The 21,801-nt window shown below is 67.5% G+C and carries 19 protein-coding genes; 11 read left to right on the top strand and 8 right to left on the bottom strand.

Annotated features, from left to right (window positions below):
- Window positions 1-69 precede the first annotated feature (69 nt).
- The 3 genes from C8J24_RS13905 to trhO all read left to right on the top strand — a co-directional run bounded on the left by C8J24_RS13905 (window position 70) and on the right by trhO (window position 3,038).
- Entirely contained in the window at window positions 70-1,227 is a 1,158-nt protein-coding gene (locus C8J24_RS13905) for a saccharopine dehydrogenase family protein (RefSeq protein WP_107933270.1), read from the top strand.
- 78 nt (window positions 1,228-1,305) lie between these two features.
- Entirely contained in the window at window positions 1,306-1,977 is a 672-nt protein-coding gene (locus tag C8J24_RS13900; RefSeq protein ID WP_107933268.1) for a PAS domain-containing protein, read from the top strand.
- A 38-nt stretch (window positions 1,978-2,015) separates the two neighbouring features.
- Window positions 2,016-3,038, top strand: a complete 1,023-nt coding sequence (trhO, locus tag C8J24_RS13895; RefSeq protein ID WP_107933266.1) for an oxygen-dependent tRNA uridine(34) hydroxylase TrhO — start codon at window positions 2,016-2,018, stop codon at window positions 3,036-3,038.
- A gap of 110 nt (window positions 3,039-3,148) precedes the next feature.
- Here the strand turns inward: trhO and C8J24_RS13890 are convergent, their stop codons facing one another.
- Genes C8J24_RS13890 through C8J24_RS13875 form a run of 4 tightly spaced genes read right to left on the bottom strand, consistent with a single transcriptional unit; the run spans window position 3,149 to window position 6,079 of the window.
- Window positions 3,149-3,688 carry an ankyrin repeat domain-containing protein gene (locus tag C8J24_RS13890; protein WP_107934221.1) on the bottom strand — a complete coding sequence of 180 codons (540 nt, stop codon included), beginning with the start codon at window positions 3,686-3,688 and terminating at the stop codon, window positions 3,149-3,151.
- Window positions 3,681-4,868, bottom strand: a complete 1,188-nt coding sequence (locus C8J24_RS13885; RefSeq protein WP_107933264.1) for a glutathionylspermidine synthase family protein — start codon at window positions 4,866-4,868, stop codon at window positions 3,681-3,683. Before C8J24_RS13885 ends, C8J24_RS13890 begins: the two co-directional genes overlap by 8 nt.
- Complete coding sequence (locus C8J24_RS13880) at window positions 4,868-5,617, bottom strand: PspA/IM30 family protein (RefSeq protein WP_031440688.1); 750 nt, start codon at window positions 5,615-5,617, stop codon at window positions 4,868-4,870. Before C8J24_RS13880 ends, C8J24_RS13885 begins: the two co-directional genes overlap by 1 nt.
- 27 nt (window positions 5,618-5,644) lie before the next feature.
- Entirely contained in the window at window positions 5,645-6,079 is a 435-nt protein-coding gene (locus C8J24_RS13875) for a YjfI family protein (RefSeq protein WP_208620967.1), read from the bottom strand.
- A 312-nt stretch (window positions 6,080-6,391) separates the two neighbouring features.
- On the opposite strand from C8J24_RS13875, the gene C8J24_RS13870 reads away from it, so the two are divergent.
- Genes C8J24_RS13870 through C8J24_RS13860 form a run of 3 tightly spaced genes read left to right on the top strand, consistent with a single transcriptional unit; the run spans window position 6,392 to window position 8,062 of the window.
- Window positions 6,392-7,033, top strand: a complete 642-nt coding sequence (locus C8J24_RS13870) for a DUF2491 family protein (protein ID WP_031440687.1) — start codon at window positions 6,392-6,394, stop codon at window positions 7,031-7,033.
- Between the two features lie 31 nt (window positions 7,034-7,064).
- Window positions 7,065-7,478 (top strand): DUF350 domain-containing protein, encoded by a 414-nt coding sequence (locus tag C8J24_RS13865; protein ID WP_031440686.1) that lies wholly within the window; start codon window positions 7,065-7,067, stop codon window positions 7,476-7,478.
- An 11-nt stretch (window positions 7,479-7,489) separates the two neighbouring features.
- Window positions 7,490-8,062: a DUF1190 domain-containing protein gene (locus C8J24_RS13860; RefSeq protein WP_037529576.1), complete on the top strand. Its 573-nt coding sequence runs from the start codon at window positions 7,490-7,492 to the stop codon at window positions 8,060-8,062.
- Window positions 8,063-8,098: 36 nt separating this feature from the next.
- Here the strand turns inward: C8J24_RS13860 and C8J24_RS13855 are convergent, their stop codons facing one another.
- Window positions 8,099-9,592 (bottom strand): MFS transporter, encoded by a 1,494-nt coding sequence (locus tag C8J24_RS13855; RefSeq protein WP_107933260.1) that lies wholly within the window; start codon window positions 9,590-9,592, stop codon window positions 8,099-8,101.
- Complete coding sequence (locus C8J24_RS13850; protein ID WP_107045869.1) at window positions 9,589-10,626, bottom strand: LacI family DNA-binding transcriptional regulator; 1,038 nt, start codon at window positions 10,624-10,626, stop codon at window positions 9,589-9,591. Before C8J24_RS13850 ends, C8J24_RS13855 begins: the two co-directional genes overlap by 4 nt.
- Window positions 10,627-10,862: 236 nt before the next feature.
- Here C8J24_RS13850 and C8J24_RS13845 point away from each other — a divergent pair, with 236 nt between their 5' ends.
- The 4 genes from C8J24_RS13845 (at window position 10,863) to C8J24_RS13830 (ending at window position 19,363) form a co-directional block, all read left to right on the top strand.
- Window positions 10,863-13,700 carry a TonB-dependent receptor gene (locus C8J24_RS13845; RefSeq protein WP_107933258.1) on the top strand — a complete coding sequence of 946 codons (2,838 nt, stop codon included), beginning with the start codon at window positions 10,863-10,865 and terminating at the stop codon, window positions 13,698-13,700.
- Between the two features lie 97 nt (window positions 13,701-13,797).
- Window positions 13,798-15,648, top strand: coding sequence for an alpha-amylase family glycosyl hydrolase (locus C8J24_RS13840; protein WP_107933256.1), 1,851 nt, complete (start codon window positions 13,798-13,800; stop codon window positions 15,646-15,648).
- Window positions 15,648-17,264, top strand: a complete 1,617-nt coding sequence (locus C8J24_RS13835) for an alpha-glucosidase (protein ID WP_107045872.1) — start codon at window positions 15,648-15,650, stop codon at window positions 17,262-17,264. Before C8J24_RS13840 ends, C8J24_RS13835 begins: the two co-directional genes overlap by 1 nt.
- Window positions 17,261-19,363 (top strand): glycoside hydrolase family 97 protein, encoded by a 2,103-nt coding sequence (locus tag C8J24_RS13830; RefSeq protein WP_107933253.1) that lies wholly within the window; start codon window positions 17,261-17,263, stop codon window positions 19,361-19,363. Before C8J24_RS13835 ends, C8J24_RS13830 begins: the two co-directional genes overlap by 4 nt.
- Window positions 19,364-19,411: 48 nt before the next feature.
- On the opposite strand, the gene C8J24_RS13825 is transcribed toward C8J24_RS13830, so the two are convergent.
- The gene (locus C8J24_RS13825) at window positions 19,412-20,038 is read right to left on the bottom strand and encodes a glutathione S-transferase family protein (RefSeq protein ID WP_107933251.1); all 627 of its coding nucleotides are present in this window, start codon (window positions 20,036-20,038) and stop codon (window positions 19,412-19,414) included.
- 106 nt (window positions 20,039-20,144) lie between these two features.
- Between C8J24_RS13825 and C8J24_RS13820 the strand changes: the two genes are divergently transcribed.
- Window positions 20,145-21,572 (top strand): dihydrolipoyl dehydrogenase, encoded by a 1,428-nt coding sequence (locus C8J24_RS13820; protein WP_107933248.1) that lies wholly within the window; start codon window positions 20,145-20,147, stop codon window positions 21,570-21,572.
- Between the two features lie 3 nt (window positions 21,573-21,575).
- Here C8J24_RS13820 and C8J24_RS13815 read toward each other — a convergent pair whose 3' ends face one another.
- Window positions 21,576-21,776, bottom strand: coding sequence for a hypothetical protein (locus C8J24_RS13815; protein WP_107933246.1), 201 nt, complete (start codon window positions 21,774-21,776; stop codon window positions 21,576-21,578).
- Between the last annotated feature and the right edge of the window lie 25 nt (window positions 21,777-21,801).

Raw genomic sequence — 21,801 nt, 5'->3', positions numbered from 1 at the left:
CGAGACGCGGCGTTTCGCTTGCGAGGCGCCGCCGGCCGGGGCAGAACCGCGGCAAAACGGGAGATGGACATGCGCGACTTCGACATCGTCATCTATGGCGCGACCGGCTTCACCGGCCGGCTGGTCGCCGAATATCTGGTCCAGGCCTATCCGACCGGCCTGACCTGGGCGATGGCCGGGCGGTCGCGCGCCAAGCTGGGGGAAGTTCGCGACCTGATCGGCGCGCCAGCCGACACGCCCCTCATCACCGCCGACTCGGCCGATCCGACAAGCCTGCGCGCGATGGTCGAGCGTGCCACCGTCGTGATCTCGACCGTCGGGCCCTACCAGCTCTACGGCTCCGATCTCGTCGCTGCCTGCGCCGCAACGGGCACCGCCTATGTCGACCTGTGCGGCGAGCCCGCCTGGATGCGGCACATGATCGACGCGCACGAGGGGGAGGCCACGCGCACCGGCGCCCGGATCGTCTTCTCCTGCGGCTTCGACAGCATCCCGTTCGATCTCGGCGTCCTCACGCTCCAGGAGGCGGCCAAGGCACGCTACGGCAGTCCTGCGCCGCGCGTGAAGGGCCGCGTCCGGACGATGAAGGGCACCTTCTCCGGCGGCACGGCGGCCAGCCTCAAGGCGACGCTCGCCGCCGCCGCGCGCGATCCCGGCCTCGTCAAGCTGCTGACCAGCCCGTTCGCACTCACCCCCGGCTTCACCGGGCCGCATCAGCCGACCGGGCTGCTCCCCGAATATGACTCGACGCTCCAGACCTGGGTCGCACCGTTCGTGATGGCGCCGATCAACACGAAGAACGTCCACCGCACGAATTTCCTGCTCGGCGAGGCCTATGGCGCGGACTTCGTCTATGACGAGATGATGGTCGCGGGGCTCGGCGACATGGGCAAGGCCGCGGCCGAGGCGATCGCGAAGTTCAATCCGTTCGCCGGCGACAAGGGCCCGAAGCCCGGCGAAGGCCCCTCCAAGGCCGAACGCGATGAAGGCCATTACGACCTGCTGTTCGCAGGGATCATGCCCGATGGCAGCCGCATCGACACGGTCGTGACGGGCGACCGCGACCCGGGCTATGGATCGACCAGCAAGATGATCGCGGAGGCGGCGATCTGCCTCGTGCGCGATGTCGCGGGCGATGGCGGCATCTGGACGCCGGGCGCGCTGATGGGCGCCAAACTGCGCGACCGGCTTATCGCGCATGCCGGGCTGACCTTCGTCCCCAGCTGAGCGATCGCGGCGTAAACATTTGATACAAGGGTGATCGCGCCCTATCTGAACGGGGGATTACAAAGGACTTCCGCCTCGATGCTCGTCGGCCATTCCCTGTCGGACCCGAACGGTCTGCTACTGACGATGGACCAGACCGTCGAGGACCTGCTGCAACGGCCGCTTAGCGAACTCGTCGGGCGGTCCTATGCCGACGTCACCCACCCGGACGACCGCGTCCGCAACATCGATCGGGTCACCATGCTCGCCCCCGGCGCGGGCCCGGTCTGCATCCGCAAGCGCTATCTCCAGCCCGGCGGTGCCGCGGTGTGGGTCGACGTCCATGTCTCGCGGCTCGACCGCGGGCTCGAGGCCGGCCGGCTCGTCGGCACGCTCTACCTCCCGCAAGCCAAGGCGCTCACCGCGGTGCCCGACGTCGTCATGCCCGAACGGCTCTGGCAGGTCGCGCTGAAGGTCGACCGGAGCCTGCACCGACGACGCGAGCAACTCGGCGACGACCTGTTCGGCGATCATGCCTGGCTCGTGCTGGTGCAGATCTATCTCGCCGAGGCCGAGGGCCGGATGATTGATGCGACGACGCTGGGCGCGCTCGCTCTGCTCGATCTGCCGCGCACGCACCGCTGGATCGGCGCGCTCGCCGAAAAGGGCCTGGTCGAACGCCCCGACTGCAGCACGGGCGTGATCCAGCTCACCGCGACGGGCCTTGCGCGGACCGAAACCCTGCTCGCCACCTACTCCGACTTGGCGTAACAGCGGCGGCGCCATCTTCGATCCGGACCGTCCTGCCCATGCCTGCCGACCCCTTACCCGCCGCCGATCTTCTGGCGAGCCACCCTGAGTCCCTCGGACCGGTCCGCGTCGCCGCGCTCTATCGCTTCACGCCGTTTGCCGACATCGCCGCGATCAAGCCGCCGCTCGCCGCCCTGTGTTGCGCGCAAGGCGTGAAGGGCACGCTGCTGCTCGCAGCCGAGGGGATCAACGGCACGATCGCGGGGACCGACGCGGCGATCGACACCGTCCTCGCGCATATCCGCGCGCTGCCCGGCTGTGCCACGCTCGACGTCAAGGATTCGCGCGCCGAAACGATGCCCTTCCACCGCATGAAGGTCCGCCTCAAGCGCGAGATCGTGACGATGGGCCAGCCCGATATCGACCCGCTCGGCGATGTCGGCCGCTATGTCGAGCCCGGCGACTGGAACGCGCTGATCGCCGATCCGGACACGATCGTGATCGACACGCGCAACGATTATGAGGTCGCGGTCGGCAGCTTTGCAGGCGCGATCGACCCGAAGACGCGCAGCTTCCGCGACTTCCCCGCCTGGTTCCGCGAGCACCGCGACCAACTCGTCGGCGACGGCCCGCCGCCGAAGATCGCGATGTTCTGCACCGGCGGGATCCGCTGCGAGAAGTCGACCGCGTTCCTGAAAGCGGAAGGGTTGGACGAGGTCTATCACCTGAAGGGCGGCATCCTCAAATATCTCGAGACCGTGCCCGAGGCCGAGAGCCTGTGGGAAGGCGAATGCTTCGTCTTCGATCAGCGCGTCGCGGTCGGCCACGGCCTCGCCCCCGGCACGCACGGCCTGTGCCACGCCTGCCGCATGCCCGTCAGCCCCGCCGACCGCGCCTCGCCGCTCTATGTCGAGGGGATCAGCTGCCCCGCCTGCCACGACGCCCGCGACGCGACCCAGCGCGCCGGCTATGCCGAACGCGAACGCCAGATGCGCCTCGCCGAAGCCCGCGGCCAGACGCACGTCGGCGCGGTCCTCCCGCAGACGCACGCGGATAACGAGGGCCACACTCCGTCATCCTGATAAAGTCCGGACGCACACCCCTTCCCGTCATCCTGACGAAAGTCAGGATCCAGAGTAACGGGCGGCACCTTCATGGCTCTGGATCCTGACTTTCGTCAGGATGACGACGTTCAGCCGGCGGATCCCGACGCGTGCGAACCCTCGGCAAATCGCGCCGCCAGCGCCGCATTCCCCTGCGACATCGCCAGCGACGCCACGCTGTTCCCCGCCGCATCGACCACCGCCGGGTCCGCACCCTGCTCGATCAGCAGGTCGATGATCGCCCCCTGATTGAACAACGCCGCCATCATCAGCGCGGTCTGTCCGACGCCGTTGCGCCGGTTCACGTCCGCCCCTGCCGCGATCAGCATCCGCGCGATCGGCGTATAGCCCTTGAAGCACACCCCCATCAGCGCGGTATTGGCGGTGCTCGCCGGATCGCCATCGACCCGCGCCCCCGCGTCGAGCAGCAGCCGCGTCGTCGACTCCTGCGCATTGTAGCTCGCCAGCACGAGCGGGGTGTACCCCCGCGCATCGGTCACCTCGATATCGACCCCCGCCTGCAGCAGCGCGGGGATCATCTCGTCCCGCCCCATCCGCGCGGCATCGAACATCAGTTCGACCAGCCGCTCGATCGGCGGCAACGGGGGCAGCTCGCGTACGTCAGTCATCATTCGCCTCGATGATATGCGGGACGAAGCGCGCCATGTTGCGCGTCACCACCGTCTCATCCTCCCGAACGCCGATCCCCGCGGCTTCGTTGCCGACGATCCACGCCCCGATCACCGGATACCGCCCGTCGAACATGGGCGGCGGCGCATAGGCCTGGAGGATCGCCCCTTCGGCACCATAGCCCTGGTCGAGAATGGCGGGCGTGCAGCCCTCCCCGCCGACGATCTCGACATTGGCGCCCTCGCGCGAGAATAGCGGCTTGCGGACATGGCGCGGCCCCAGGATTGTCGCCGCCGGATCGCCGTCGAAATACGCCGGCAACAGGTTCGGGTGCCCGGGATGCCGCTGCCACAGCAGCGGCAGGATGCCCTTGTTCGACAGGATCGATTTCCACGCGGGCTCGATCCAGCGCACGTCCGCGCGCGACAGGTTCGGCGCATAGGGTTCGCGCAGCATGAACTCCCACGGATAGAGCTTGAACGCCGCCTGCACCTCGAAGCCCTCGGGATCGACGAACCGGCCATCCGCGGCAAGGCCGATATCCTTCATCTCGACGAACTTCGGCTCGATTCCGACCTGGCTCGCCAGATCCTCGAAGAACCGCACGGTCTGGCGGTCCTCGATCGCGGTCGCGTCGGCTGCGAAATGGACGAAGCCGCCGCTCGGGAACAACGCGCGGAAGCGTTCGCGCAATTTGTCGAACAGGCTGTTGAACTGGTCGGTCCCCGCCGGCATCGCCCCGCTCGCGAGCAGGTCCTCGAGCCACATCCACTGGAACGTCGCGCATTCGAACACCGATGTCGGCGTGTCGGCATTATATTCGTAGAGCTTGGCCGGGCCCGTCCCGTCATAGGCGAAGTCGAACCGGCCATAGAGCGACGGCTGGCGCGTCCGCCACGTTTCCGCGACATAATTCCACTGCTCGCGCGGGATCGCGAGCCGCTCCATCAGCTGCTGGTCGCGCACCACCTCGTCGACCAGCTCGAGGCACATCGCATGCATTTGTTCGGCCGCGGGTTCGAGATCCTCCTCGATCTCCGCCAGCGTGAAGGCATAGGCGGCGCTCTCGTCCCAATAGGGTTCGATTGCGTCGCCGACCGCCGTGCCGTGATAGACGAACCCGATCGCGTCGGCCCGTTCGCGCCAGTCGCCGCGCGGGTCGACCGCGATCCGGCGCATCAGTTGTCCTGCGTCTTGCTGTCGTCGCGCTGCTCGATCCGCAGCGTCTGCCCGAGCTGGTCGGTCTTGGGCGCGGTCAGCCGGGCGAGCACGTCGTCCGCGGACGACTGACCCGGCAGGATCCCCGCCTGGCGCAACTTCTCGTCGAGATCCGCGCCGGTGCGCCGATCCTCAAGCTCGCCGGCCGCCTTGATCCGCTCGCCGCGGATCGCCTGCCGCTCGCGGATTCGCGCAAGGCTGTCCGCCGCGGAGCCGAGCTTGTTGCCCGCGCCGATGCTGCCCGATGCGACGGTCGCCTGCGCCTTCTGCACCGACTCGTTGACCTTGACGACCTCGACCTCGCGGCGGAGCTGCTCGATCTTGCGGTCGGTCTGCGCGACCGCGGTGTGGATCTGCTCCTCGGCGGCGCGCATGTCCTCGACCTGCGGGCTCTTCAGCGCGATGTCCTGTTCGAGATCGGCGATCCGCTGCGCGACCTGCCGTGCGAGGTCCATATTGCCCTTCTCGACCGCGATCCGCGCCGAGGCCTCGTATTTCGCGGCTTGCGCGCGGAAGCTCTCGACCTCGGTCTCGAGGATCCGGCGGCGGGCGACCAGCCCGGCCAGGTCGTCGCGCGCCTTGCCCTGCGCCTTGTCCGCGTCGCGGATCTCCTGGTCGAGGATTCGCAGGGCGTTCGCGTCGACGACCGCCGCGCCGGCTTCATGCGCGCCCGCCCGGCCGAGGGTGAAAATCTTGCTCCAGATGGCCATGCCAGTCTCTCCGTATGATGCTTTGGGTCAGGCGGCGGGGATCTGCGCGTTGCGCAGGTCGGTGGCCGCATCGATCGCGTTCTCGGCCAGCGTGCGCAGCTCGATCACTATCGTGTCGAGCCGGCTCGACGTCGCGAGTTCGCCGAACAGTTCATAATAATCGCGCCCCTCGACGCTGCCGATCCCGAAGTTCGACAGTGGCACCAGCTTCTGCGTCTTCAGCAGGAACGCGTTGAACGCCGCCTGGTCCTCCTGCTCGTCGCACGGCCAGAGCAGGGTGGACGCCGAGATCTGCGCCTCGCTGACATTGACGAACAGCTCGAGGTCACCGTGCTCGTGCATCGTGACGAGCAGGATCGGATCCGCCCCCTCGACGACGCGAACGCTCAGCTCCCCCGTTTTCGCAGGCTCGGACGTATCGAGCGCGGCCTTCAGGCTGCGGACGGTCCAGATGTCGGTCAATGCAAGAACTCCCATGCGTGGCTCGTGCGCCAACATAGGACGTCTCGGAAAGCCTTGCTATGCCGTTCGCGCGCGAAAGCGGCACCCGCCTCATCCCCCTCCGCCATCCTCCCACTCCGCCACCCCCCACTCCGTCATCCTGACGAAAGTCAGGATCCAGAGTAACCAGGCGCACCGCATCGTAACCCTGGATCCTGACTTTCGTCAGGATGACGAGAAAAGGCGTACGGACAGGAAACACCAACCCCGCCGCCCTTTGCGACCGCCACCGCTTTGCCCTATGCAGGCCGTCAACACAGATGCGAGGATTGCATGTTCGATCGCCTGTTCGGCCGCAAGCAACCGCTTGAAGGCTCCGGACTTCCCGTCATTCGCAACGTCACGCTCGGCCGCACGGTGATCGTCGACCCGCTCGCCTGGCGCCGGTTCGGGTCGGAGCTGCTGTTCCCGTTCGACCGCGACACACTGGTGATCGTCGCGCAGGGTCTGGTCGACCTCAACGAGGGCGGGTTCGTCCACCGTTTCTACACCGATGACGACATCATGTTTCAAGCGGTCTCGAACGACCGCGCCGGTCAGGACGTCACCGACGTCACGATCTTCGCGCCCTGGGACAGCGCCTACCCCTCCTCCGCCGCCGAACGCCCCGCCTGGAAGTCCCGGCTCAAGGCGCGCAGCTTCACCGCCGAAGGGCTCCCCGACTATGACCGCGTCTGGTTCGGCCCCGAGGCGAGCGAACAGGAACCGGTGACCTTCTGGGAGGATCTCCACGACGACCGCGACGGCATCGTCGACCGTCGCATCTTCCAGACCTGCATGCTGTTCGGCCGCGACCTGCCGGGCGACGACGGCCGCGAACTACTGCTCGCGATCGACCAGGAGAATGAGGCGGGCGAGGTCTCGTTCGAGATCATGCTCGGCGTCGCACTGGAACTCGGCGAGTTCCGCGCCTAGCATCGTCGCATCAGCGTTCCGGGGGATTCAGATGATCGACTATTACAGCTTCGGCGCCAGCGCGGCGGCCTTCCTGATCGCGTTCGTCGCGGCCGGGCTCTTCACCATCGCGTTCAAGATCATCTTCCAGGCGACCACGCCCTATAACGAGAAGGCGCTGATCCGCGACGGCAATACCGCCGCGGCGATCACGCTGGGCGCGGCGTTGCTCGGCTATGTCCTCCCGCTCGCCTCCGCGCTGACGCACACCGTCACGCTGGTCGAGTTCGCGGTGTGGGCGGTGCTCGCAGGCGTGATCCAGATCGTCGCCGCGCTCGTCGTCCGCCGCCTCGTGATGCGCGACATTCACGACCGGATCGTGCGGGGCGATATCGCCGCCGCCACCTATATGGGCAGCATCTCGCTCTGCGTCGGCATCCTCAATGCCGCGTGCATGACGAACTGAGAGGCAAAGACATGAAGCGTTCCAGCTCGATCGTCCTCACCGGCCTGATCGCGGGCTCGGGCATTTCGCTGACCGCCTGCGACGGCGATGTCGGCGGCAAGCCCGTCGACGCGCAGAGCTATGCCTCGGTCGCCGAATGCCGCTCGGCGGGGGCGATCCCGGCCGCGCAGTGCGACACCGCGTACGAACAGGCCAAGACCGACGCCGCCAAGACCGCACCGCGGTTCGAGGACAAGCAGACCTGCGAGGAGCAGTTCGGCGCCGCACAGTGCGAACCCCGCAACAATGGCAGCGGCGGCAGCTTCTTCACGCCGTTGCTGACCGGGTTCATCATCGGCCAGGCGCTCAACGGCGGCTATGGCTATCGCGGCGCGCCGATGTACCGCGACCGTCAGGGCAATTATTATGGCGGCGCCGGCGGCCGCATCAGCCGCGATTACGTCACCGGCCGCACCCGGGTCGGCTCGGACGCCTTCACGCCGACGACCGCGCGTGCTCCCGCACGGGTCCAGACCCGCAGCTCGGTGATCTCGCGCGGCGGGTTCGGCGGCGGCTTTGGCGGCCGCGGCGGTTTCGGCGGCTGACCCCTGATCCTCCCCCGACAGGGGGAGGACAGGATCTCAGGCGTCCCGCGGCACGCGCAGCATCGCCAGCGCAGCCACGCCCATCACCCCCGCCGCGATCAGCATCGCCCAGACCGGGTCGCCCGGGAACACCGTCCGCATCACCTGCCCCATCACCGACGACACGATCAGCTGCGGCAGCACGATGAAGATGTTGAACAACCCCATGTAAACGCCCAGCTTGGCCTGCGGCAGCGCGTTGGACAGCATCGCATAGGGCATCGTCAGGATCGACGACCAGGCGATCCCGATCAGCACCATCGACCCGATCAGCGCATGCGGATCGCGCAGCACCAGGAACGACCCGAACCCCGCCGCGCCGCTCAGCAGCCCCAGGATATGCGCATTGCGCCGCCCGATCCGACCCGCGAGCCACGGCATCACGAATGCCCACACCGTCGCCACGCCGTTATACACCGCGAACAGCACCCCGACCCAGTTCGCGCCGTCATTATACGCCGCGCTCGCCGTGTCGGTCGTCCCGAACGCGCGCTGCGTGACGATCGGCGTGGTGTAGATCCACATGATGAACAGCGCCGACCAGGTGAAGAACTGGACCAGCGCAAGCCGCTTCATCGTCTGCGGCATGCTCGCAAGATCGCCGACGATCTGGCTGAGAACATTGGACTCTCTGCCCGACCGTACCAGCGCGGCGCTGACCAGCAGCGCGATACCGAACGCGATCAGCCCGGCGCCGAGCAGATAGACCGGCTTGTCGAGCCCGAACCGCGCCACCGCCGCGATCACGATCGCCCCCAGCGCGATCCACACCGGCGCCAGCCGCGCGCCCGATCCGGCCGGTGCCGCTATCGCCGGCCCCGCCTCGACCGCGCCGTCATCCTGCTCGAACGCCGCCATCTCGTCGGGCGAATATTCCTTCGTCGTCAGCACCGTCCACAGCACCGCGCAGAACAGCGCCGCCGCGCCCAGATAGAAGCCATAGCGCACCGATGGCGGGATCCCGCCGCCCGCCGCGGTATTGGCGACGTGGAAGATGTCGGTCAGGATCAGCGGCGCCAGGCTGCCGATCACCGCGCCCGCGCCGATGAAGCCGGTCTGGAACGCATAGCCCGCGGTCCGCTGCCGGCTGCCCAGCATGTCGCCGACGAACGCGCGGAACGGCTCCATCGCGACGTTGAGCGATCCGTCGAGCATCCACAGCAACGCCGCCGCGACCCACAGCACGGGCGCGTTCGGCATCCCCAGCAACGCGATCGTCGCCAGCACCGCACCGCCCAGGAAATAGGGTCGCCGGCGCCCGAGCCGCCCCCAGGTCCGGTCGCTGTAATGCCCGATCACCGGCTGGACGAGCAGCCCGGTCAGCGGCGCGGCGATCCACAGAAAGGCGAGGTCGTCGACGCTGGTGCCGAGCGACTGGAAGATCCGGCTGACATTCGCGTTCTGGAGGGCGAAACCGATCTGGATCCCGAAGAACCCGAACGAGATGTTCCACAGACCCCAGAAACCCTGACGCGGCTTCTCGCGCGTCACGCCGCGGCCTCGCCCGACGAACGCCGTACGACCAGTTGCGTCGGCAGCACGATGCTCGTCACCGGGCGATCGTCGATCCGCGCGAGCAGCATCTCGACCAGCCGCCGGCCGCCCAGCACCGTGTCCTGCGCCACCGTCGTCAGCGGCGGATTGGCGAGGCTGGCGGCGGGAATGTCGTCGAACCCGACGATCGCGACGTCGTCGGGCACGATCCGCCCCGCCCCCGCCAGCACCCGCATCGCCGACAGCGCGATCAGGTCGCTCGCCGCGACGATCGCATCGAACGCGACCCCGCGCGCGAGCAACGCCTGCGCGGCGCGCGTGCCGTCCTCCTCGGTCGTGATCGCATCGACCTGCAAGTGCGGATCCGCATGCAGGCCATGTTCCTCGAGCGCCGCGAGATAGCCGCGGTGGCGGTCGTAGAATTCCGGATAATGGTCGGTCGCATCCCCCAGGAACGCGATCCGCGTCCGCCCCTGCGCGATCAGATGCCGCGTCGCCTCCGCGCCGCCCGCGACATTGTCGCAACCCACCGTCAGCCCGGGCTGGTCGTGCCGCACCGATCCCCAGCGGATGAAGTGCGTCCCCTGCGCCACGAGGTGATCGAGCCGCGCGCGATAATCCGCATAGTCGCCATAGCCGAGCAGGATCAGCCCGTCGGCACGGTGGCTGTCCTCGTAATCGGTATGCCAGTCGGACGAGAAATTCTGGAACGAGACGAGCAGGTCATAGCCGTGATCGGCGCACGCCCCCATCATCGCGCCCAGCATGCCCAGGAAGAACGGATTGACCTCGGTCTCGTCGGGCGTCGGATCGCGGAACAGCAGCAGCGCGATCGTCCGCGTCTTGCCGCTGCGCAGGTTCGAGGCACTGCGGTCGACGGTATAGTTCAGCTGCTTGGCGATCGCCTCGATCCGCTGCCGCGTCGCCGGGCTGACCGTCGGGCTGCCGCGCAGTGCGCGCGACACGGTCGGCTGCGATACGCCCGCGGCCTGCGCGATGTCGAACGACGTGGATTTGCGCTGGGCACTCAAGACAGGGATCCTCTCGGGGGCGCTCGGACGGCGTCGCCGTCGCAATCATCACTCCAGTTTCGCTGCAACGTCAACGCACTGGCCCACGCGATCCGTGGCAAATCGGCAACACGGCCGGAACGGCCGCACTGAATACGTATGTCGATTGATTGGCTTTCGCGGGGCGGAATTCCATTGGAACGCCACACACGGCCCACGGCGCGAAAGATGCAGCGGGGCTTTCAGGGGAGTTGAACATGACGACGTCCAAGCGTTTCCCGGCATCTGCCGCGCATCACCTTTTCACCCTATCGGCCAGCGGCACCGCGCTCGCCGTGGCGCTCTTCGCCGCGTCGGTCGCCGACGCGCAGGTCGCGACCGATCCCGCCCCGGCCTCCGCCGACAACACCGTGTCGAGCGCACCCTCGACGCCCGCCCCGACCGTCGCGACGCAGGACGCCACCGCCCCGAGCAGCGGCCCCGCCGCCGAGTCGAGCGACGACATCGTCGTCACCGGTTTCCGCGCCAGCCTGCGCTCGTCGATCGCGGTCAAGCGCAACCTCGACGTCGTCGCCGAGATCGTCTCGGCCGAGGATATCGGCCGCTTGCCCGACGTCTCGATCGCCGAGTCGCTCGCCCGCCTGCCCGGCGTCACCTCGCAGCGTACCGGCGGCCAGGCCTCGGCGATCAACATCCGCGGCCTCAGCCAGGACCTCGTCTCCGCCACGCTCAATGGCCGCGAACAGGTTGCGACCTCGGGCAACCGCGTCATCGAATTCGACCAGTATCCGTCCGAGCTCATCAACCAGGCCGCGGTCTACAAGAGCCCCAAGGCCTCGCAGATCGAGGGCGGCGTCGCCGGCAAGGTCGAACTCAGCACCGCGCGTCCGCTCAGCATCCCCGGCAAGACGCTCGTCAGCGTCAACGTCCGCGGCGTCTATAACGACCGCGCCGGCCAGAACCCCGACGCCAGCGAATTCGGCTATCGCGGCAGCGCCTCGATCCAGACCAAGTTGCTCGACGACACGCTCGGCCTCGCGGTCGGCTATGCCCGGCTGAAGCAGGCGAACGTCGCCACGCGCTTCGTCGGCTATGATTACACCGCCACCGGCCAGAACGGCAGCCCGGCGATCCGCGACCTCGACGGCAACGGCCGCGCCGACGCGATCGGCTATGGCTTCGAGGCGGTCCAGTCGGGCGGCAACGAGACCCGCGACGGCGTGCTCGGCAGCATCCAGTATGAGCCGACCGACACGTTCCGCGTCCTGCTCGACGGCTATTATTCGCGCTTCAAGTCGGACGTGTTCCGCCGCGGCATCCGTGTCGAGAACCTGCAGCAGACCAGCAGCAACCTGACCGACCCGACCGTCATCGGCAACACGATCGTCGGCGGCAACGCCTCGGGCATCCGCACCCGCACGATCCAGCAGAACGAGAACCGCCTCGACAAGCTCTACACCTTCGGCGGCAACGTCCAGAAGGACATCGGCCAGCTCACGCTGACCGCCGACGGCTCCTATTCGCGCGCGTCGAGCTTCTTCAACAATTCGGGTCTCGACGACAACGGCAACACGACTGCGACGCCGACGACGCTCAGCTACAAGCTCGACGGTCTGAACGTCGGCTCGTTCTCGACCAACGCCAACTACACCGATCCCGCCGCGAACGCGTTCGAGGGCTTCTACATCGTCCCGCAGAAGGACACCGACCGCCTCTATGCTTTCGCGGGCAGCGCGCTGCTCAAGATCGACGGCCCGTTCCTCAAGTCGTTCGAGGTCGGCGGCCGCTATGGCAATCGCAAGGCGGAGCGGACGATCACCAGCTTCAACGCGTTCAGCTTCGCTGCACCCGTCACGCTGACCAGCTCGAATTCGACGACCGCGGGCTTCAAGGGCAAGTTCTCGTCCTTCCCCGACTTCATCGTCGCCGATATCGGCAGCATCTTCGACTCGCAGCTCGGGCCCGACCGCGTCGTCGACCAGACCCAGGCGTTCACGCAGGACCAGAGCTTCACGATCGACGAGAAGACCTATGCCGGCTACGGCCAGCTTAACTTCGACACGATCGCCGGCTCGCTGCCCTTCAAGGGCAATATCGGCCTGCGCGTCGTCCACACCGACCAGAGCTCGTCCTCGACCATCTCGGACGGCGGCACCGGTCGCTACCTCAACACCCGCGGCCGCAAGTTCACCGACTGGCTGCCCCAGGCGAACTTCATCCTCGGCCTGACCGAGAACGACCAGGCCCGCCTGTCGCTCTCGCGCCAGATCTCGCGCCCGCGCTTCTTCGACTTCCGCAACTCGATCAGCACCAACCTGGTCAGCATCGGCGGCACCGCGGCGCGGCTCGACGGGTCGGGCGGCAACCCCGCGCTCCAGCCGTTCCGCGCCAACCAGTTCGACGCCACCTATGAGCATTATTTCGGCAACAGCGGCTCGCTCGTGCTCGGCGCCTTCTACAAGGACGTCCGCAGCTTCGTGATCGGCGGGGTCATCCCGAACTACGACTTCGCCGCCAACGGCATCAGCACACCGCCGCTCGCCGGGACCGGCTTCACCAGCGTCGTCACGACCGGCAATCTGTTCGCACCGATCAACGGCAATGGCGGCTATGTCTATGGTTTCGAAGGCGCCATCACCAAGACGTTCGACTTCCTGCCGGCGCCGTTCGACGGCCTCGGCGCGGTGCTCAACATCTCGTACAACCAGTCCGACGTCAGCATCACCAACGCGATCAGCGGCAACACGCTCTCGCTGTCGCTGCCCGGCCTGTCGAAGATCGTCTCCAACCCGACGCTCTTCTACGAGAAGAACGGCTTCCAGACGCGCGTCTCGATGCGCTACCGCTCGAAGTTCGTCGCGCCGCAGTTCGGCCTCAGCGAGCAGATCGTGACCAATGCCGCCGAGACCGTGTTCGACGCGCAGATGAGCTATGAATTCCCGCAGGGCAGCCCGCTCGCCGGGATGACGCTGCTCGCACAGGCGAACAACCTGACCGACCAGCCGACCCGCTCCTATTTCGGCCAGACCGCACAGACGGGCACGCTGCAATATTTCGGGCGCCAGTTCTATCTGGGTGCAAGCTTCCGCTTCTAAGTGCCTGTAATACCGCCGTCCGCCCGGGGTCATCCCGGCGGACGGCGACCCGGCGCCGGTGGCGCCGTCACCGATTCCGGTGCGAAAAGGACATCCGATGATCAAGAGCGTCGCCACCATCCTGGCAGGGTTGCTCGCGCTCTCGCCCGCCATCGCAGACCCCGGCCCGGCATCGCGGGCCGCACGCAAGCCGGTACCGGCGACCGACTATCGCGCGCGGCTGCCGCAGGACGAGGTCATCTATTTCGTCCTCCCCGACCGGTTCGAGAATGCCGATCCCGCCAACGACCGCGGCGGCCTCACCGGCGATCGCCGCGTCACCGGCTTCGACCCGACCGCCAAGGGCTTCTACCATGGCGGCGACCTCAAGGGCCTGACCAAGCGCCTCGGCTATCTCCAGCAGCTCGGCGCGACCGCGATCTGGCTCGGTCCGATCTTCAAGAACAAACCCGTCCAGGGCGCGCCGGGCAAGGAATCCGCTGGCTATCACGGCTACTGGATCACCGACTTCACGCAGGTCGATCCGCATCTCGGCACCAATGCCGACATGACCGCGCTCGTCACCGCGGCGCATGCGCGCGGGATGAAGGTCTATATGGACATCATCATCAACCACACCGCCGACGTGATCCAGTACCGCGAATGCACCGAGGGCACCCCCTGCGCCTATCGCGACCGCGCCAACTACCCCTATCAGCGCAAGCTAGGCCTGCGCGGCAAGCCGATCAATTCCGGCTTCGCTGGCGACGCCGTCCGCACGCCTGAAAACTTCGCGCGGCTGACCGACCCCGGCTTCGCCTACACGCCCTATGTACCTGCGAAGGAACGGACCGTGAAGGTCCCCGCCTGGCTCAACGACCCGATCTATTACCACAACCGCGGCGACTCGACCTTCACCGACGAGAGCTCGACGATGGGCGATTTCTCCGGCCTTGACGATCTCGCGACCGAAAATCCCCGCGTCGTATCGGGCATGATCGAGATCTTCGGCAGCTGGATCGACCGGTTCAAGGTCGACGGCTTCCGCATCGACACCGCGCGCCACGTGAACCCCGAATTCTGGCAGGCCTTCACGCCCGCGATGCTCGACCGCGCCAGGGCGAACGGCATCCCCAATTTCCACATCTTCGGCGAGGTCGCCTATGGGACGATGGATCCGGGCTATCTCGCGCGCTTCACCCGCGTCGACAAGCTGCCCGCGGTGCTCGACTTCGGCTTCCGCTGGGGCGTGACCGACGTCGTCGCGGGCAACAAGGGCACCAACGAACTCGCCGCCTTGTTCGACGGCGACGCACTCTACGAACACGGCGCCGACACCGCGATGATCCTGCCGACCTTCCTCGGCAACCACGACCAGGGCCGCTTCGCGCGCGACGTCCGCCGCCTCAACCCGAATGCGAGCGAGGCCGAGGTGCTCGCCCGCGTCAAGCTCGGCCATGCGATGCTGCTGACGCTGCGCGGCGTGCCGACCATCTATTCGGGTGACGAGCAGGGCTTTGCCGGCGACGGCGACGACCAGGACGCACGCGAGGACATGTTCGCCTCGAAGGTCGCGGTCTATAACGACAACCGCCTCGTCGGCACCGACGCGACCACCGCGACCGCCAATTTCGGTACGACCCACCCGCTGTTCCGCCAGATCGCCCAGCTCGCCCGCCTCCGCGTCGCGCACCCGGCGCTGACCCGCGGCCGCACGATCGTTCGCGCGCGGGGCGATACGCCCGGCCTGTTCGCGGTCTCGCGCTTCGATCCCGTGACCGGCGCCGAGATGCTCCTTGCGTACAACACCAGCGCCAAGCCGCTGACCAGCGCGATCCAGGTCGAGACTCGCTCGACCCGCTTCGATACGCTCGCCGGCGCTTGCGCCGCGCGCGCGACCGCCCCCGGCAGCGTCACGCTGACCATCCCCGCCTTTGGCTATGCGGTCTGCGCCGCGGAGACCCGCTGATGCCCGACGATACGAGCCTGCCCGTGCACCGACCCTGGTGGAAGGGCGCGGTCATCTACCAGATCTATCCGCGCAGCTTTGCGGATTCGAACGGCGACGGCATCGGCGACCTGCCCGGCATCACCCGCCATCTCGATTATGTCGCGAACCTCGGCGTCGATGCGGTCTGGCTCTCACCCTTCTTCACGTCGCCGATGAAGGACTTCGGCTATGACGTTGCGAACTACCGCGATGTCGACCCGATCTTCGGAACGCTCGCCGATTTCGACACGCTGATCGCGCGCGCCCACGCGCTCGGCCTGAAGATCATCATCGACCAGGTCTACAGCCATACCTCGGACGAGCATCCCTGGTTCGTCGAGAGCCGCTCGTCGCGCACCAACCCCAAGGCGAACTGGTATGTCTGGGCCGACGCCAAGCCCGACGGCAGCCCGCCGTCCAACTGGCAGTCGGTCTTTGGCGGCCCCGCCTGGACCTGGGACGCGCGCCGTCGCCAATATTATCTGCACAATTTCCTGAAGGAACAGCCCCAGCTCCACCTCCACGACGCGGACGTTCAGGACGAGATCGTCGACACCGCCAAATTCTGGCTCGACCGCGGCGTCGACGGCTTCCGGCTCGACGCGATCAACTTCGCGATGCACGACCCCGCGCTGACCGACAATCCGCCCGTCACCGACAACAGTCTGAAGACGCGCCCCTTCGACTTTCAGGCGCATGTCCACAACCAGAGCCATCCCGACATCCCCGCCTTTCTCGAACGACTGCGGCGGCTGATCGACGGCTATGGCGACCGCTTCACCGTGGCCGAGGTCGGGGGCGCCGACAGCGACCGCGAGATGAAGCTGTTCACCCGCGGCCAGACCCGGCTCAACAGCGCCTATGGCTTCGACTTCCTCTACGCGTCGGACCTCCGCCCCAGCACCGTCGCCGACGCGATCACGCTCTGGCCGTCGGACGCGGAGATGGGCTGGCCGAGCTGGGCGTTCGAGAATCACGACGCCCCCCGCGCCGTCTCGCGCTGGATCGGCCCCGATGACCGCGACGCCTTCGCGCGGATGAAGATCGCGCTGCTCGTCTGCCTGCGCGGCAACATCTTTCTCTATTATGGCGAGGAACTGGGCCTGACCCAGGTCGAGGTGCCGTTCGACCAGCTCCAGGATCCCGAGGCGATCGCCAACTGGCCGCTGACGCTGTCGCGCGACGGCGCCCGCACGCCGATGCCGTGGCGGGCCGATGCGCCGCATGCGGGCTTCACCGATGCGTCGCCCTGGCTCCCCGTCGGCAACGACCATCCCGAGCTCGCGGTCGACCGGCAGGAGGGCGATCCCGACTCGCTGCTCGCGCTGACCCGCCGCCTGCTCGCGCTGCGCCGCGCGATCCCCGCGCTCGCGATCGGCGATCTGGTCCTGACCGAGGTCACCGACACGCTGCTTGCCTTCGAACGCCGTGACGGCGACCAGATCCTGCTCTGCGTCTTCAACATGGCCGCGACGCCGGTCGCGTGGAGCCCCGCTACCCCCGAACACTGGCGCGTCCGCGACAGCATCAACGACGCAACGATAGGACGACTGGGCGGCTATGCCGCGCTGATCGTCGAAAGGACCGGATCATGAAGACCCTCTCGCTCACGCTGGCGACCCTGCTCGCGACCACCGCACCCGCGATCGCGCAGGATCAGGCCGCCCCCGCCGCCACCACCCCCGCGGTCACGACGAACGAGACGATCAAGCCGCAGCCCGTCCCGACGATCCCCTCGGCGATCGCGACCTCGCCCGATGGCAGCATCGCGGTCACCGTCGCGACCGACGGTGAGGGTCATGCGACCTACAGCGTCACGCGCAAGGGCACGCTGATCGTCAAGCCGTCGCGGCTCGGCTTCCTCTTCACCGATGCGCCCAAATTCGACCGGCATCTGAAGATCGAGACCGTCACCCGCGACAAGGCGGATTCGACCTGGACCCAGCCCTGGGGCGAGTGGAAGACGATCCGCGACAACCACACCGAGATGCGCGTCCGCCTCCGCGAGACCGACCGGTTGCAGCGCGCGATCGACGTCGTGTTCCGGCTTCAGGACGACGGCATCGGCTTCCGCTACGTCTTCCCCGACCAGCCCAATTTCAAGACCGTCAACATCGCCGAGGAGCTGACGCAGTTCGCCTTTGCCGAGGACGCGACCGCCTGGTGGAAGCCCGGCTTCGAATGGAACCGCGAGGAATATCTCTACAACCGCACGCCGCTCGCCGATGTCGGCACCGCCGCGACGCCGATCACGCTGAAGCTCGCCCGCGGCACGCATGTCGCGCTGCACGAGGCCGCGCTCACCGACTATGCCGGCATGAACGTCGCCAAGGTCGAGGGCAACACGCTGAAGGCGGTGCTGACCCCCGGCGCCGGCGCGCCCAAGGTGACGCGGACCGGCCCGTTCGCGACGCCGTGGCGCACGCTGATCCTCTCGGACGACGCGCCCGGCCTGTACATGAGCCATATCGAGCTCAATCTGAACGAACCGAACAAGCTTGGCGATGTCAGCTGGGTGAAGCCCGGCAAGTTTGTCGGCGTCTGGTGGAACATGATCACCGGCAAGTGGAGCTGGGCGACCGGCCCCAATCACGGCGCCACCACCGCGCATGTGAAGACCTATATCGACTTCGCCAGCGCCAACAAAATCCCCGGCGTCCTCGTCGAGGGCTGGAATGTCGGCTGGGACGGCGACTGGTTCGGTGACGGCACCGCGATGCAGTTCGACACGCCGACCCCCGATTTCGACGCCGGCTATCTCGCCAAATACGCCAAGTCTAAGGGCGTCTACCTGATCGGCCATAACGAGACCGGCGGTTCGGCCAGCCATTATGACGGCCAGCTCGACCGCGCCTTCGCCTTTGCGCGCGATCACGGCATTCCCGCGATCAAGACCGGCTATGTCACCGACGCGGGCCAGATCGAACGCGTCGATCCCGACGGGTCGCAGCACCGCGAATGGCATGAGGGCCAGTGGATGGTGAACCACTATACCCGCGTCGTCACCACGGCTGCCAAATACAAGGTGTCGATCGACAGCCACGAGCCCGTCAAGGATACCGGCCTGCGCCGCACCTATCCCAACTGGATCGCGCGCGAGGGCTCGCGCGGCATGGAATATAACAGCTGGGCCGGCAAGAACCCGCCCGAGCATGAGGCGAACCTCGCCTTCACGCGCATGCTCGAGGGGCCGATGGACTTCACCCCCGGCGTGCTCAGCCTCAAGGGGACCGACGACAGCGATCTCCTGTCGACCATCGCCAAGCAGCTCGCGCTCTACGTCGTGCTCTATTCGCCCGTCGTGATGGCGGCGGACACGCCCGAGAATTACGCGAAATACCCCGCCGCGTTCCAGTTCATCAAGGACGTGCCGACCGACTGGTCCGACACCCGCGTGCTCAACGGCGAGGTCGGCGACTTCGTCACCTTCGCGCGCAAGGACCGCAAGTCGAACGACTGGTATGTCGGCAGCGTCACCGACGAGAATGCCCGCACGCTCACCGTCGCGCTCGATTTCCTCGACGCTGGCCGGACCTACACCGCGCAGATCTATCGCGACGGCCCCGGCGCGGACTACAAGACGACCGCACGCCACGCGATCACGATCGAGACGAAGCGCGTCCGCAAGGGCGACACGCTGACGCTCGCGCTCGCGCCCGGCGGCGGTCAGGCGATCCGCTTCAAGGCACGCTGAGCCGACAGGACCGGCGCTGCCGTATCGCAGCGCCGGTCCGCTCACACGTCAGCGCCGCGGTGGCGCCAGCGGCCCGCCGATCTCGATCGCCTTCTGATAGCCCGGCACCGCCTTCAGCCGCTCGAAATACGCGCTCACCACCGGCTGGTCTTTCAGCAGCCCCGCGCTCTCCGCGGTCGCGAGCAAATACGACATCTGGATATCCGCCAGCGTCAGCTTGGCCCCCATCAGATACGGCCCCTCGCCAACCGCGTCGGCGATGTACGCAAAGGTCTTGGCGACCTCGGGCTCGGAGAATTTGCCGAGGCCCTCGGGCAGCCCGCCCATCATCTTGCCGATCACCGTCATCATGATCGGGAACGCCGCCGAGCTCTCGACATAGTGCAGCCATTCGTCATGGATCGCCGCCTCGGGCGTGCCCTCGGGCGGGCTGAGCCGCGCGCCGCCATACTTGCGATCGAGATAGGACAGGATCGACGCGCTCTCGGCAAGCGTCAGGTCATCGTCCTGCACGATCGGCGCCTTGCCCAGCGGATGCACCGCCTTCAGCGACGCGGGCGCACGGAAGCTCGCATCGCGCTCGTACCGGACCAGCTCATAGGGCAGCTGCAGTTCCTCCAGCAGCCACAAGATGCGGAAAGACCGGGAGAAATTCAGGTGATGGACGGTCAGCATGGCGGGTCCTCGGATCGGGGTGATTATCGGATCGGCATGCGGAACGGGTCAGGCGGTTGGAAGGTTTCGCTGCCATGACCGGAATACTCCGGAGACGGAGTCGATCATGCCGAACACCAGCCCCGAGTTAACCTGCGACGTCGCGATCATCGGCGCGGGCACCGCCGGTCTCGCGGCCGAGCGCAACGCACGGCGCAACGGCGCGCGCACGCTGCTGATCGACGAGACCTTTTCGGGCACCACCTGCGCCAGCGTCGGCTGCATGCCCTCCAAGCTGCTGATCGCCGCCGCCCATGCCGCGCACGCGGTCCGCCAGGCATCGGTCTTCGGCATCGCCGCCGAGCCGAAGATCGACGGGGACGCGGTGATGGCGCGCGTCCAGCGCGAGCGCGACGCGTTCGTCGCAGGCGTCTGCGACTCGCTCGACAAGCTCCCCGACGGCGTGAAGGTCCAGGCCCGCGCGCACTTCATCGACGCGACCACGCTCCGGCTCGACGACGGCCGCACCGTGACCGCCAAGGCAATCGTGATCGCGACCGGCTCCTACCCGAACATCCCCGACACGTTCGACGCGGTGCGCGACCGCGTGCTGACCAATGAGACGATCTTCGAGCTGCCGACGCTGCCCGGATCGGTGGGCGTCATCGGCGCCGGCCCGATCGGCCTCGAACTCGCCCAGGCGCTCGTCCGGCTCGGCGTCGAGACGATGGTGTTCGACCAGTCGCCCGGCCTCGCCGCGCTGAAGGACGAGAAGGTCTCGGCGGCACTCCACACGATCCTCGCCAAGGAGCTGCCGATCCATCTCGAGATGAAGCTGAAGGCCGAACCCGACAGCGACGGCGTCCGCCTGTCCTGGTCGGGCGAGCAGTCGGGATCCCGGCGCTTCGACTATCTGCTCGTCGCGACCGGCCGCCCACCGCGGCTCAAGGACCTCGGGCTAGAGACCACCGGGATCACGCTCGACGATCACGGCACGCCGGTCTTCGACAGGACGACGATGCAGTGCGGCGACGCGCCGATCTTCATCGCCGGCGACGCGGATCACGACCGCACCGTGCTAGGCGAAGCCTCCGCCGAGGGCATGATAGCCGGCCGCAACGCCGCGAGCTTTCCCGACGTCACCCCGGGCCCGCGGATGGTCCCGCTCGCGATCATGTTCACCGACCCGAGCGTCGCGGTGATCGGCGACATCACCCCCGACGACCAGGACGGCATCGTCATCGGCGAAGCCTCCTACGAGGACCAGGGTCGTGCGAAGGTCATGGCGCGCAATGCCGGCCTGATCCGCTTCTATGCGGAGGCGGGCACCGGCCGGCTCACCGGCGCGACGATGGCCGCCCCCGGGGTCGAGCACAGCGCGCACCTGATCGCCTGGGCGATCCAGCAGGGCCGCACCGCGACCGACCTGCTCGACATGCCCTTCTATCACCCGACGCTCGAGGAGGGGCTCAAACCCGCACTCCGCGCGATCTGCAAGGCGGTCAGCGCACCCGTCCCCGCCGACCGCGACGACGGCTTCACCGCCGGCGCCTGAGCCTCACTCGTCGAGATCGAGATAGGCGACGACGTCGTTCTCGGTCGCGATGTACAGCCCCGCCTGGACCTCCTCGCTCTGCTGCGCGGCAATCGCCAGCGCCCCGCCGAGCGGGCCGTAGAACAGCGTAGTAGCCGCCCCGCCCTCGAGCGCATCGTCGAGATGATAGAGACGAACGCCGACGGCGGAGGAGATGGTACGCATCACCCATCCCTGCCGCGCCGCGCGA

Source organism: Sphingomonas aerolata (assembly GCF_003046295.1).
Taxonomy (GTDB): Bacteria; Pseudomonadota; Alphaproteobacteria; order Sphingomonadales; family Sphingomonadaceae; genus Sphingomonas; species Sphingomonas aerolata.
This window is presented reverse-complemented; position numbering and strand designations above follow the sequence as displayed.